Raw genomic sequence first — 13,297 nt, forward strand, 5'->3', positions numbered from 1 at the left:
ATAAGTTTAGATTTTCCTATAATTTCTTTCTTTAATTTTTTGAAGGCGGGTCCTGATGGACTCGCCTTCAGTGTTTTTAATTATCATGGCACCGTTAGGTGACGGATGAGGTGTAAAGTAGTAAAATACAATTATGAACAATAAAAAAGTTGATATGACTCATGGCCCTCTCTTGGGCAAACTCATTATATTCACTATCCCTATTATATTGTCAGGTGTGTTACAGCTTCTTTTTAATGCAGCTGATGTAATTGTTGTGGGCAGATTTGCCGGTGAGGCTAGCCTTGCTGCAGTAGGCTCTACAGGCGCGCTAATCAACCTTATGACCAATCTTTTTATTGGTATGTCTATAGGTGCCAATGTATGCGCTGCACAGGCGTATGGAGCCGGAAATGACGACGATATATCTAAGACAGTTCATACAAGCATAGCTTTTTCCCTAATATGTGGTGTGATTTTAATATTTATTGGCTTATTTGGAGCCAGACCTATGCTGGAAGTAATGGGGTCTCCAGAGGATGTAATTGACTTATCTACCCTCTATGTAAGGATATACTTTTTGGCAATGCCAGCTATTATGCTTTACAACTTCCTGGCTGCTATTCTTAGAGCATCAGGTGACACAAAGCACCCATTGGAGTTCTTAACCATAGCTGGCATAATAAACGTAATATTAAATCTATTTTTAGTTATCGTGTTTAAGCTTGGAGTTGCAGGCGTTGCCATAGCTACTGTGAGCTCAAATTTAATCTCTTGCTTCCTGCTTGTTCAGTTTTTTATGATGCAAAACGACTCATTAAAACTACATTTAACAAAGATAGCAATCGACAAAAGAATACTGAAAAAGATAGTTAGAATCGGCCTTCCTGCAGGTATTCAGGGAACTGTATTCTCATTATCCAATGTAGTTATCCAATCGGCTATAAATTCCTTCGGAACCGCCGTAATAGCAGGTTCAGCTGCTGCTGGTAGTATTGAGGGATTCGTATATATTTCAATGAATTCAGTATCACAGACTACAGTTACCTTCGTGGGACAGAATTTTGGTGCTGGAAATGAGAAGCGTGTTAAAAAGGTTGTGTTTGAGACCTTGGCAATAGTTATTGTGGTAGGCCTTATAATGGGAAATCTTGCTTATTTCTTCTCAACAGATTTGCTTGGAATCTACACAGAAAGTCAGGATGCTATTATCGCCGGAAGGCTTCGTCTTTTCTGGGTTTGTTGTCCATATTTCCTTTGTGGAATCATGGATACACTAACCGGTGGCCTCAGAGGATTAGGCCATTCCTTTGCTCCGATGATTGTTTCTTTGCTTGGAGCGTGTGCAACAAGACTCATTTGGATAGCAACCTATTTTCAAATTCATCATACACAGGATGTTTTGTTCTTCTCTTACCCTGGAAGCTGGTTCCTGACACTGTCAGTACACAGCATTTGCCTAATTATCATTTACAAAAAGTGGGTTAAGAAGAAGGAATCTGAAATAAGAATTTAAAACAAGCCTTCACCTTTAGGTGACGGATGAGGTGTAAAGGAGGGTCTATGGACTGGAAGGGGATTTTTACAGCGATAAGCAAGCCAGACAAAAATGCAGCTACTTACGAGCTGTCCACAGATTTTGAATACACAGGTCTGCAGGAATATCCTAGGCCACAGCTACAGCGTGATTCATATATAAATTTGAATGGAACCTGGGACTATAGAGTAATTGGAGCCCAAGCCAAAGTAGTGGCCTCAGGCCCAATAGAAGTGCCATTTTCTCCTGAAGCGAAGCTTTCTGGCACGGAAAAACATATTCTCTTGCCAGAGGAAACTCTTGAGTATTCTAAAAAGTTTACTATGGACAAGCTAAAGAAGTCTAAGTTGCTTATCCTTCATTTTGGAGCCGTGGATCAAGTGGCACAGGTTTCTTTGAACGGCATAAACCTAGGCATGCATGAGGGTGGCTACACCAGCTTTTCTTTTGATATCACTGATTATGTGGTGGAAGGTGAAAACGAGCTAAAGGTAAAGGTTCGTGATTACACAGATAGAGTGGGATATGCCAGAGGTAAGCAAAGCCTTCAGCCTTGCGGAATGTGGTACAGTGCTCAAAGTGGTATCTGGCAAACCGTATGGATGGAGTGGGTTCCAGAGGCTTATGTTACAAAGCTCATAATGACTCCAGATATCGATAATGATTGCCTGAATATGGTGCTTAAGGTATCAGAAATGAGAGGAAGAGTGACCATTGAATCCTCTAATCCTGATTTAATAAAAGAATATAAGATAGAAACTATCACAAGTGACGAGATTGTTGTTAAGGTGAAGCTCAAGGATTATAAATTGTGGACTCCAGAAGAGCCAAATCTCTATTTCTTGAAGGTGACATATGGCAGGGATAGCTTTTCTACCTACTTTGCCATGAGGCATTTTGGTGTAGAGCAGGATGAAAATGGAATTCCTCGCCTGACTCTTAATCATGTTCCAACCTTTATGAATGGCGTTTTGGACCAGGGGTATTATCCTGAAAGTCTTATGACTCCACCTAGTGATGCTGCCATGATATTTGATATTGAAACCATCAAAAATATGGGCTTTAACATGATTAGAAAGCATTGCAAGCTGGAGCCTATGCGCTGGTATTTCCACTGCGACAGGCTTGGAATGATTGTGTGGCAGGATATTGTAAACGGCGGTACCAAGTACGATATGAACATGATTTGCAACATTCCTACTATCGTTAGACCATTCGGCAACGCTAAAGATAAAAATAAACTGTTTTTACGTTTTACAGGGCGAAACACAGAGAAGTCCAAGCAGGTGTGGCACATAGAATGCCGGGAGATAATGGAGCAGCTTCAAAGTGTGCCATGTATAGGCCAGTGGTGCTTGTTTAATGAGGGCTGGGGACAGTTCGATGCAAAGGATTGCTTGAAATTTGCCAAGGATATAGATGATACAAGGCCTATAGATTCAGCGTCAGGTTGGTTCCATGAGGACTGTGGAGATGTGTTCTCAGAGCATCTTTATTTCGAGCCTCTTAGGGTGAAAATCACCAAGAGACCTTATGTAATCTCTGAATATGCAGGCTTTTCCTTAAAGGTAGGAAATCACGTGAAAAGAGATGCTGTATATGGCTACAAACGATACCACCAGGGCAAGGATTTACAGGATGCCTACGACGAAATTATGGCAAAAGTAAAGTCCCTTGAAGAACAGGGACTTTCTGGTGCAGTATTTACTCAGGCCACCGACATAGAAGACGAGGTAAACGGCCTGATTACTTATGATCGGAAGGTGCAAAAGCTTTATTAAACCAAACCTGTGGGAAAGCCATTCCAAGAATGATTCCCATAACGATTGCACCGGCAGTTTTGATGGTTGATAAGCCATATTGGCTAAAGTTTGCCATATCATTCATAATTAAATAATAAGAAGTGTAATAGATTCCCGCTCCGGGTACCAATGGAAAGATTCCAGCAATAAGGTATACGGTGACGGGATTCTTTCTTTTTGCTGCAAGGCTTCTAGAAAGAATTGTAAGAGCAAAGGTACCAACCACGTTTCCGAGGGTAGGAGCACCTAATGCTGTGTTTATAATAGAATATCCAATCCAGCCTATAGCTCCAGACAAGCCACAGTAGGAAAGCTCTGAGCGAGGAGCTGAAAAAACAATGGCAAAGGATATTGTAGCCACCATACTGACTACGAATTCAATTAAATAATTAATGTACATTATACGTAAACACCTCCGCCGATTAAATGTGCTATTGTGATGATGGTGCCAACACCAATTGCTATACAAAAGGCGGTAAGAAGGGCATCAATAAGTCTGATAGAGCCTGAAAGATAATCGCTGTTAATGAAGTCGCGGATGCTGTTTGTAAGTGGAATTCCAGGTACAAGTGGCATGATTCCTCCGATGACTATCTTGTCATAATGAATAGGAAGGCCTGTGATGCTGAAAAGGATGGCTAAGATGGTGATAACCATGCTGGCCAACACGTTTGTGACTGTCTTAGAATTACGCATTCTGCTTTCGTAATGAAGAAATATTCTAAGCAAACAGCCGATAATAGTTGCTATAACACCATCTAGAGGGCTTCCTCCAAATAAGTAAGCAAAGCCTCCGCAACCAACACCAGTGGCGATTATCATGATTGGAAGATTATAGCCTGGTAGTTTTTTACATCTCTCTAGCTCAGTCCAGGCTTCTTCAATTGAGATGGTTTTTGCACATACTTGACGACAAAGATTGTTAAGTGCAGCGATTCGTGCTAAATGCATTGGATACATTGGCACATGTCTAATCATTGAGCTGGCATTAACAGTGGTCTCATTAGCGCTGGCAAAGATACCGTTGCTTAAGACATAAACATCACAGTCTGTAATCTCGTATGAGTTTAATATGGCAAGAACAGAATCTTCTACTCTATAAACTTCTGCTCCGTTTCTAAGTAAAATATCCCCTAATTCAACAGCAAAGGATAATACTTTTTTTGTATCTGACATAGCGTCTCCCTAATTAATTATTATTGCATCTATATTATGTATTAATTATGTGGGATTTTCAACTACGGTGGATAAACTTAACGATTGTGGATAACTTAGTGGGAAAAATATGTTCGTTGATTTGAGACTCACTTGAGTTAAAAAGTGGAATTAGACCTTGTAAAATGGGCGCTTCTGAGGAAACTCATCGATGGATAACAATGGGGATAAAATGGATAAGTGAAGTTATCCTCAACTTTAAAAACATCATTGTGGAAAATGTGGATAACTCGAACTTTAGGTTGAAACGTATAACAACAACCATATAAAGCCTTAAGATTTAAACAAATTCCAAGAAAAGAGGTTTTGTATCAATAAATAAACTGATATAAAAACTAGGGATATGGTATACTGTAAGCCGAGTGCATTGTTATGCAAACAGAGTCTAGCTGACAATTTTAGAGTTGATAGCTAGATGTAGAATATAAGATATTTTTTAGGAGGTCTAATAATGGCAGAGAATAGTTCATGTGCTTCAGCAAGCTCTTGCTCTCGTGGCTCATGCGAAGGATGTCCTTCAGCAGAGGCTGCAAAGGCAGGCGTTAGAAACACTTCGTTTCTTGAGGCACCAAATCCAAATTCAAATATAAAGCACGTAATCGGTGTAGTTTCTGGAAAGGGTGGCGTTGGTAAGTCACTTGTTACTTCATCACTTGCAGGTGTTATGGCACGCGCTGGCTACAAGGTTGGTGTCCTTGATGCTGATATCACAGGCCCATCCATCCCAAAGATGTTTGGTGTTCATGGACCGGCAGCTGCAAATGCTGAAGGCATTATGCTTCCAGAAATTGCAGAGGATGGCACAAAAATCATGTCGGTAAACCTTATTCTTGACGATGAAGAGGCTCCAGTTATCTGGAGAGGTCCAGTTATCGCTGGTGTTGTAAAGCAGTTCTGGACAGATGTTGAGTGGGGCGAGATTGACTATCTTTTTGTTGATATGCCACCAGGAACAGGTGATGTTCCACTTACATGCTTCCAGTCACTTCCAGTGGATGGCGTTGTTATCGTTACAAGCCCACAGGAGCTTGTTCAGATGATTGTTAAAAAGGCTTACAACATGGCTGATATGATGCACATTCCAGTGCTTGGTCTTGTTGAAAACTACTCATACATCGCTTGTCCAGATTGCGGCAAGAAGATTGAAATCTTCGGAGAGAGCCACATCGACGAGGTGGCAAAGGAGCTTAACGTACCAGTTCTTGGCAAGATGCCTATGGATAGAAGCTTCGCTACAGCTGCCGACGCTGGCCGCATCTTCGACGTAGAAAATTCGTATCTTGCATCAGCTGAGGAAATATTAAAGAATTTATAAATTTAGATGAGCTGGTAGGCATCAAGCTCTTATATGTCTTATGTGAAGCTTTCTATAGCTGAACAGAAGATATATAAGGCTTGTAACCGCAACCAGCGGATTCATATTATAGGAAACAGTCGGATTAAAGATTAAAGGAGAATTTAAAATGGCACAGAACCCAGTAGTTACAATTGAAATGGAAAATGGCGATATCATGAAGGCTGAGCTTTACCCTGAAATCGCTCCAAACACTGTAAACAACTTTATTAGCTTAATTAACCACAACTTCTACGATGGAGTTATCTTCCACAGAGTAATCAATGGCTTTATGCTCCAGGGTGGAGATCCAGATGGCACAGGTATGGGTGGCCCAGGATACTCTATCAAGGGTGAGTTCTCAAGCAATGGCTTCAAGAACGACCTTAAGCACGAGCCAGGTGTTCTTTCAATGGCACGTACAATGATGCCAAACTCAGCAGGAAGCCAGTTCTTCATCATGCACAAGACAAGTCCACACCTTGATGGTGACTATGCTGCATTCGGTAAGGTTATCGAGGGTATGGATGTTGTAAACAAAATCGCTGAGGTTGATACAGATTGGTCTGATCGTCCAAAGACAGAGCAGAAGATGAAGAAGGTTACAGTAGAGACTTTCGGAGTAGAGTATCCAGAACCAGAGAAGTACTAATGCGCTGCTCTTCCCGTTTGGAAGAGATAGTTATTAAATACTTTACAAATCAAATTTAACATGTTATTATAACGGCACGAGTTTCGCGTGTCGTTTTTTCTTTTGTTGTTTCAACAATTATCACAGGAGTACTATGGAATTTAATACTATTTTTTATTGCCTTATTTTATGGGCAGTTGTTATCCTATGCTCTTCCTTTATTTCTGCATTACGTGGATTAAGAATGAAGAGAATTCATGAGCTAAAGAAGGTCTATATGCAAAGAGTAATTGCTATAGCGGCAACAGGCCTTCCTACTAATAAACTCATAAGAGAGCTATATTATAGCTTTATAAACGAGAAAAGACTAAGACAAATTTTGATAAGAGCAGTGAAAAGAACGCCAGAGGCAGGTTTTGCCTATATAAATAAGCATTTAAGCTGCGAGCCTATAATGCTAATCCATAATTATTTACTGAGCCGAGAAAAACATCTTGAAGGTAAGGGTGAGATTCCGAAGGATATAATTGCTCATTTTGAGAATGAAATTGAAAAATGGGATCAGGAATATGAGGAAACACTCAGTAGCTTGAAAAAAGCCAGAAGAAAGACATTTATTTTCGGTTTATTCTTCACAATTCTAAATCTTTTTATGTATAGCAGAATTAAAACCGGGAATAGCTTAATGATATATGCTATTGTAGACACAATTGGAGTTATTTGGTCTATTATTCTCGACTATGAATGTAGTGTTGTAGATGAGAGAATGCGTGCAGGAAATCCTGCGTGGATAAAATTCAAAAAAAAGAAGACCCAATTCCTTACAAAGGGTATCACTAATGTGTACCAACTTGCTGCAGGACTGGGCCTTATATTAAATATTACGACTGTTGTTGCTGGATGGCTTGGGCCGATAGCTTAATACGAAGCTTTGTGATTCGTTTCTTTTCAACAGCTAGAACTCGGATGATAGTGCCATCTTCGGAAACATAAGTCTCCCCTACATTTGGGAAATGATCGAAGGCACCAACGATGTAACCGCCGATGGTGTCGTAGTCATCACTTGTAAAACCAAGAGGAATCATCTGACATAAATCCTCAAGATTCATGGAGCCAAGAACCTGATATTCGCGGTCACTTAAGCGAACCACAGGGTCTTCCTCATCTTCATCATATTCGTCACGGATTTCTCCAACGATTTCCTCAAGCAAATCTTCTAGGGTAATCATGCCGGAAAGCTCGCCATATTCGTCAAGTACGATGGATAGGGTGGCTGATTCGGCACGCATTTCATCAAATAAATCGGATACATTTTTCATTTCATAGGTGAAATATGCATCACGAAGATAGTCGGTTACCTTAAAATCATCTGGAGGATTAAGTCCAAGGAAATCCTTCATATTTACAATGCCAAGAACCTTTTCAGTATCTGGCTCGCACACAGGAATACGAGTGTACATATCTTCCTTGAAGATGGCAATCAGTTCATCGTAGGAAGCGTCTGCATCTATCATGGTCATATCGATTCGAGGAATCATTACCTCTTTTGCGCAGGCATCGGAAAAGTCGAACACCTTGTGAATCATTGTTCGCTCATCACCTTCGATGGCGCCAGATTCGTGGCTAACATCAACCATGGTACGAATTTCTTCCTCGGTGATGGTTTCGTCTCTGAAATCTGGGTCGATACCAAAGAGCCTCATGATAATTCCTGAAAGGAAATTAACCACTTCAATAACTGGGGTCAAAATCCACATCAGCCCGCCGATGATAGGTGCAAAAGAAAGACTTAAGTTTGTGGAATTCAAGGTTGCAAAAGACTTTGGTGTGATTTCGCCAAATATCAAAATAAGCAAAGTTAGAATTCCAGTTGCTACACCTGCTCCAACGCTGCCAAAAAGCTGTATTGCCAGGGTAGTAGCAAGTGATGAAGCAGAAAGATTAACTATGTTATTTCCTATTAATATGGCTGAAAGCATTTTCTTGGGACGGTCAATAACCTTGAGAACTCTCTTGGCTTTTTTGTCTCCATCATCAGCCATAGTTTTTATCTTAATTTTATTAACTGTGGTCAGCGCAGTTTCTGCTGAAGAGAAGAAGCCTGACAAACACAGTAGGATAAACAGAACAATAAACTTAATCAATAAGTGAACATCCAAAAGCAAAAAACCTCCTTCTACATATTATATGTATTGAACCACATTATATCATATATGTAGTTGATTAGTAACATAATTGAAAATAGTACTGAAAGGAGGTACCATGAATAATAAAGATAAGAAAATATTAAGAGATATATTTTCTAATCCTATTAAATCAGATATTAAATGGATATAAATGGTCAGATAAAGGTGCTGTGAAATCAGTTAGAAGATTTTTAGAGAATGTGGGGGTAAGAATATGATGAACTATAAAGGATATATTGGAAAAGTAGAATTTGATGATGAACAGCATATTTTTACTGGAGAAGTAATTAATACTAGAACTGTAATTACTTTTCAGGGTTCATCTGTAAGTGAATTGGAAGAAGAGTTTAAGAATTCTGTAGATGATTATTTGGAATGGTGCAAGGAAGATGGAGTTGAACCTGAGAAGCCATATTCTGGAAAGTTTAATGCAAGAATTTATCCTGAGCTTCATCAGAGAGCTGCAATAGCAGCTAGCATTCTTGGCATGTCCTTAAATTCTTTTTTGATTAAATCTTTAGAGGATGAACTGAATTTAATGCATATTTAGTATAGTATTTTCCTTCTATTTCCATTAAAGTTAATAGTGGAGAAAATAGAAAAGAGAGATTAAATATGAAAAAAAGGTTGCTAACCATAGCATTAATTATATCTGCTTCTCTGTGTTTTGCAGGGTGCAGCAAATATGATAAAGATGAGATTTCCTACAGAGACAAGGGCATTGAGGCCATGGATAATGGTGACTATGACAAAGCCATCAAGTACTTTAACAAGGCCCTTAATTGTTCTATCGGAAAGGTCACAGATTTAGAGCTGGACATTGATTATTACAAGGCTGCGGCTCAGTATTCAGCTGGCAATTTTGCAGATGCTGAGAAAACCTACACTTACCTTATCAGGTATGATGACAAAAACTACAAGCCTTACTTCCTGCGAGGCAGCATTTATGCCGGCGAGGGAGAGATAGGAAAGGCCATCAAGGATTATGATGCGGCCATTGCAATCGATGAAAAGAACTACCTATTATATATAGAGATTTATGACAACCTGAATGCATTGGGATTCACGGACCAAGCTTTGGTATATCTTAACGATGCCCTTGATGTGGAGGATAAGTCAGCTGAGTCAAAATATTATAAAGGTCGAATCTATTACATGCTAGGCCAAAGCGATGAAGCAGAAAAGCTTTTGAAGCAGGCTGTTGAAAAGGATGTGGTAGAGGCTCGTCTTTATCTAGCAAAGATTTATCAGGATCAGGAGAATTATGATGGCGCACAGAAGCTTCTTGAGGAGTATGCTTCCTCAGAGAATGTAACCAGCGAGGCTCTCGGCACCTTAGGTGATATTGAACTTACAAATGGCAATTATGAAAACGCACTTAACTATTATGAGGCTGGGTTGAATCTTGATTCAATAGACAACATGCCACAGCTTATGAAGGGCAAGGTTGCAGCCCTAGAAAAGCTAAAAAGGTTCCAGGAAGCACGAGATGTGCTAACACAATATCTAGAGAAGTACCCAAATGATGAGGAAGCTCAAAAAGAGCAAATATTCTTACAATCACGATAAATAGTCAGAAAAGGCGCACAATATCTTGTGTGTCTTTTTTATGTCTAAATACAAAATATTGTGTGTGTTGAATCGTAATTCTACCTAGAAAATTATCAAATCTGGAAATTGTTTTTAGGTAATAATGACGAAAAGCACAATATATAGTGATTATACATTGACCCCTCACTATATGTTTTGATACCATATAAGCAAGTCATAAAGTACCTTAGCTGAACTTACATGTTTAGGCACCAAAAAGGTCAGTAGGGGGAGTCCTTTTTAGACGTAAAATGCAAAATGCAGACTCTGCAAAATGCAAAAAAAGAAAGGGAATTGGTGAGAGAAATTGTTTGATGTTGTAAAAAGAGACGGGGAAGTTGCTGAGTTTAATTTAGGAAAAATTAACGATGCTATTGCAAAGGCATTTGAAGCTACAGGAAAGGCATATAATGACGATATTATCGGATTATTGTCACTTAGAGTGTCTGCAGATTTCCAGAACAAAATCAAAGACGGAAAGATTTCTGTTGAGGATATCCAGGACTCTGTAGAAAATGTTCTTGAGCAGACAGGTTATACAGATGTAGCGAAAGCTTACATATTATATAGAAAGCAGCGTGAAAAGATGCGTAACATGAAGTCTACAGTTCTTGACTATAAGAACGTTGTAGATAGCTATGTAAAGGTAGAGGACTGGCGCGTAAAAGAAAACTCTACTGTTACATATTCTGTTGGTGGTCTTATCCTTTCAAACTCTGGAGCTATCACAGCTAATTACTGGCTTTCAGAGATATATGATGAGGAAATCGCAAATGCACACCGCAGTGCTGATATCCACATTCACGATCTTTCTATGCTTACAGGCTACTGTGCAGGCTGGTCATTAAAGCAGCTTATTCAGGAAGGCCTTGGCGGTATCACAGGAAAGATTACATCTGCTCCAGCAAAGCATCTTTCTGTTCTTTGCAATCAGATGGTAAACTTCCTTGGAATTATGCAGAATGAGTGGGCTGGTGCGCAGGCATTTTCATCCTTCGACACATACCTTGCTCCATTCGTAAAGACAGACAACCTTTCATATGAAGAGGTTAAGAAGTGCCTTGAGGCATTTATATATGGTGTAAACACTCCTTCACGTTGGGGTACACAGGCACCATTCTCAAATATCACACTTGACTGGACAGTACCAAATGACTTGGCAGAGCTTCCTGCAATCGTTGGTGGTAAGGAACAGAACTTCAAGTACAAGGATTGTAAAAAGGAAATGGATATGGTCAACAAGGCCTTCCTTGAGATTATGATCGAGGGCGATGCAAATGGTCGTGGCTTCCAGTATCCAATCCCTACATATTCAATCACACGTGATTTCGATTGGTCTGACACAGAAAATAACAGACTCTTATTCGAGATGACTGCTAAGTATGGTACACCATACTTCAGCAACTATATCAATTCAGATATGGAGCCAAGCGATGTTCGTTCTATGTGCTGCCGTCTTCGTCTTGATCTTCGTGAGCTTCGCAAGAAGTCAGGTGGTTTCTTCGGTTCAGGCGAGAGCACAGGTTCTGTGGGTGTTGTTACAATCAACCTTCCACGTATCGCTTATCAGTCAAAGGATGAGGCAGAGTTCTATGCACGCCTTGACAAGCTTATGGATATCAGCGCTCGTTCTCTTAAGATTAAGCGTGGCGTTATCACAAAGCTTCTTGATGAAGGCTTATATCCATACACAAAGAGATACCTTGGCACTTTCAACAACCACTTCTCAACTATCGGTCTTATCGGTATGAACGAAGTTGGTCTTAACGCTAATTGGCTTCGCGCAGATATGACAAGCGCAAAGACACAGCAGTTTGCAAAGGATGTTCTCAATCACATGCGTGAGCGTCTCTCTGACTACCAGGAGATGTATGGTGACCTCTACAACCTTGAGGCTACACCAGCTGAGTCTACAACATACCGCTTTGCAAAGCATGACCGTGAGCAGTTCCCAGATATCATCACTGCAGGTAAGGATGGAGACACACCATTCTACACCAACAGCTCACACATGCCAGTTGAGTTTACATCAGATATCTTTGATGCTCTTGAGGTTCAGGATGAGCTTCAGACACTTTATACATCAGGTACTGTATTCCATGCCTTCATTGGCGAGAAGCTTCCTACATGGGAGTCAGCTGCAAATCTTGTTCGCAAGATTGCTGAGAACTACAGATTGCCTTACTATACCTTGTCACCTACATACTCAGTATGTAAGGAACATGGATACATCGCTGGTGAGCACTACACATGCCCACACTGCGGAAAGACTGCAGAGGTTTACAGCCGTATCACAGGATACTATCGCCCAGTTCAGAACTGGAACGAAGGTAAGACTCAGGAATACAAGAATCGTAAGCTTTATGATATCGCAGGCAGCGTTTGCAGACGTGCAGGCGAAAGTTACGCAAAGCGCGTAGAGGAGCAGCCACAGGTTAATCTTGAAATTGTATCAGAAGAGCCTGAGACAGGTGTTAAGTACCTCTTCACCACAAAGACATGTCCAAACTGCGCTAGAGCAAAAGAGATTCTTGAGGATGAGGATTATATCCTTGTAGATGCTGAAGAGCAGGTTGATATGACAAAGAAGTACGGGGTTATGCAGGCACCAACACTTGTAGTCGTAAACGGAGACGACGTAAAGCGTTACGCCAACGCAAGTAACATCCAGCGCTACGTCGACGAACAGTAAAAACAAAACATAAGTATATGATAGGAGTCCTAAATTTTTAGGACTCCTTTTATTGTAGGGCAAGGCCCTCTTTTTTCAAATTGTTAAGTTGGTCATTTAATGAGATTAAAGATTTTGAAAAAAGAATAAAACCACCTGCTTTGCGGGTGGTGGGAAAATGCTTCAGCTTACAGAAAAATACCTCCAATGCTAGAATTACTATGGTTCGTCAGCCAAGTAAAATAACAAAGGAGGTAGTCCCCGATGGACATGAATAGTTTATCACACACTAAGTGGGAGTGTAAGTATCATATAGTTTTTGCACCTAAGTATAGAAGGAAGGTTGCTTATGG

12 protein-coding genes are annotated in these 13,297 nt (G+C 40.2%); 9 read left to right on the forward strand and 3 right to left on the reverse strand.

Annotated elements, in window-relative coordinates; translation table 11 throughout:
- The first annotated feature begins 133 nt into the window (after window positions 1–133).
- Window positions 134–1,495, forward strand: coding sequence for an MATE family efflux transporter (locus BLR54_RS14075; RefSeq protein ID WP_176761965.1), 1,362 nt, complete (start codon window positions 134–136; stop codon window positions 1,493–1,495).
- A gap of 47 nt (window positions 1,496–1,542) precedes the next feature.
- Entirely contained in the window at window positions 1,543–3,297 is a 1,755-nt protein-coding gene (locus BLR54_RS14080; protein ID WP_176761966.1) for a glycoside hydrolase family 2 protein, read from the forward strand.
- Here BLR54_RS14080 and BLR54_RS14085 read toward each other — a convergent pair.
- A complete protein-coding gene (locus tag BLR54_RS14085; protein WP_090422175.1) occupies window positions 3,263–3,718 on the reverse strand; it encodes a threonine/serine exporter family protein in 456 nt (151 codons plus the stop codon). The two genes, BLR54_RS14080 and BLR54_RS14085, sit on opposite strands and share 35 nt — an antisense overlap.
- Window positions 3,718–4,494, reverse strand: a complete 777-nt coding sequence (locus tag BLR54_RS14090) for a threonine/serine exporter family protein (protein WP_090422177.1) — start codon at window positions 4,492–4,494, stop codon at window positions 3,718–3,720. The genes BLR54_RS14085 and BLR54_RS14090 overlap by 1 nt, the downstream gene beginning before the upstream one ends.
- 490 nt (window positions 4,495–4,984) lie before the next feature.
- Between BLR54_RS14090 and BLR54_RS14095 the strand changes: the two genes are divergently transcribed.
- From BLR54_RS14095 to BLR54_RS14105, 3 genes are all read left to right on the forward strand, one after another.
- On the forward strand, window positions 4,985–5,848 hold the full coding sequence (locus tag BLR54_RS14095; RefSeq protein WP_090422178.1) for an Mrp/NBP35 family ATP-binding protein: 864 nt from the start codon (window positions 4,985–4,987) through the stop codon (window positions 5,846–5,848).
- A 148-nt stretch (window positions 5,849–5,996) separates the two neighbouring features.
- Window positions 5,997–6,518 (forward strand): peptidylprolyl isomerase, encoded by a 522-nt coding sequence (locus tag BLR54_RS14100; protein ID WP_090422180.1) that lies wholly within the window; start codon window positions 5,997–5,999, stop codon window positions 6,516–6,518.
- A 133-nt stretch (window positions 6,519–6,651) separates the two neighbouring features.
- On the forward strand, window positions 6,652–7,419 hold the full coding sequence (locus BLR54_RS14105; RefSeq protein WP_090422182.1) for a hypothetical protein: 768 nt from the start codon (window positions 6,652–6,654) through the stop codon (window positions 7,417–7,419).
- On the opposite strand, the gene BLR54_RS14110 is transcribed toward BLR54_RS14105, so the two are convergent.
- Window positions 7,379–8,656, reverse strand: a complete 1,278-nt coding sequence (locus BLR54_RS14110; protein ID WP_090422196.1) for an HlyC/CorC family transporter — start codon at window positions 8,654–8,656, stop codon at window positions 7,379–7,381. The genes BLR54_RS14105 and BLR54_RS14110 overlap by 41 nt on opposite strands.
- 241 nt (window positions 8,657–8,897) lie before the next feature.
- On the opposite strand from BLR54_RS14110, the gene BLR54_RS14115 reads away from it, so the two are divergent.
- The 4 genes from BLR54_RS14115 to BLR54_RS14130 all read left to right on the forward strand — a co-directional run.
- On the forward strand, window positions 8,898–9,233 hold the full coding sequence (locus BLR54_RS14115) for a type II toxin-antitoxin system HicB family antitoxin (RefSeq protein ID WP_090422184.1): 336 nt from the start codon (window positions 8,898–8,900) through the stop codon (window positions 9,231–9,233).
- A gap of 65 nt (window positions 9,234–9,298) precedes the next feature.
- Window positions 9,299–10,252 carry a tetratricopeptide repeat protein gene (locus BLR54_RS14120; protein ID WP_090422186.1) on the forward strand — a complete coding sequence of 318 codons (954 nt, stop codon included), beginning with the start codon at window positions 9,299–9,301 and terminating at the stop codon, window positions 10,250–10,252.
- A 328-nt stretch (window positions 10,253–10,580) separates the two neighbouring features.
- On the forward strand, window positions 10,581–12,965 hold the full coding sequence (locus tag BLR54_RS14125) for a ribonucleoside triphosphate reductase (protein ID WP_090422188.1): 2,385 nt from the start codon (window positions 10,581–10,583) through the stop codon (window positions 12,963–12,965).
- Window positions 12,966–13,208: 243 nt separating this feature from the next.
- The coding region (locus tag BLR54_RS14130; protein WP_176761962.1) for a transposase at window positions 13,209–13,297 on the forward strand (89 nt) is incomplete at its 3' end.

The organism is Pseudobutyrivibrio sp. YE44 (genome assembly GCF_900104335.1).
Lineage (GTDB): Bacteria > Bacillota > Clostridia > Lachnospirales > Lachnospiraceae > Pseudobutyrivibrio.

Excerpts from the sequence above, each read along its gene's own strand:
- BLR54_RS14120 (WP_090422186.1), top strand. The coding sequence starts at position 9,299 with ATGAAAAAAAGGTTGCTAACCATAGCATTAATTATATCTGCTTCTCTG.
- BLR54_RS14105 (WP_090422182.1), top strand. The coding sequence starts at position 6,652 with ATGGAATTTAATACTATTTTTTATTGCCTTATTTTATGGGCAGTTGTT.
- BLR54_RS14115 (WP_090422184.1), top strand. The coding sequence starts at position 8,898 with ATGATGAACTATAAAGGATATATTGGAAAAGTAGAATTTGATGATGAA.
- BLR54_RS14075 (WP_176761965.1), top strand. The coding sequence starts at position 134 with ATGAACAATAAAAAAGTTGATATGACTCATGGCCCTCTCTTGGGCAAA.
- BLR54_RS14095 (WP_090422178.1), top strand. The coding sequence starts at position 4,985 with ATGGCAGAGAATAGTTCATGTGCTTCAGCAAGCTCTTGCTCTCGTGGC.
- BLR54_RS14090 (WP_090422177.1), bottom strand. The coding sequence starts at position 4,494 with ATGTCAGATACAAAAAAAGTATTATCCTTTGCTGTTGAATTAGGGGAT.
- BLR54_RS14085 (WP_090422175.1), bottom strand. The coding sequence starts at position 3,718 with ATGTACATTAATTATTTAATTGAATTCGTAGTCAGTATGGTGGCTACA.
- BLR54_RS14100 (WP_090422180.1), top strand. The coding sequence starts at position 5,997 with ATGGCACAGAACCCAGTAGTTACAATTGAAATGGAAAATGGCGATATC.
- BLR54_RS14080 (WP_176761966.1), top strand. The coding sequence starts at position 1,543 with ATGGACTGGAAGGGGATTTTTACAGCGATAAGCAAGCCAGACAAAAAT.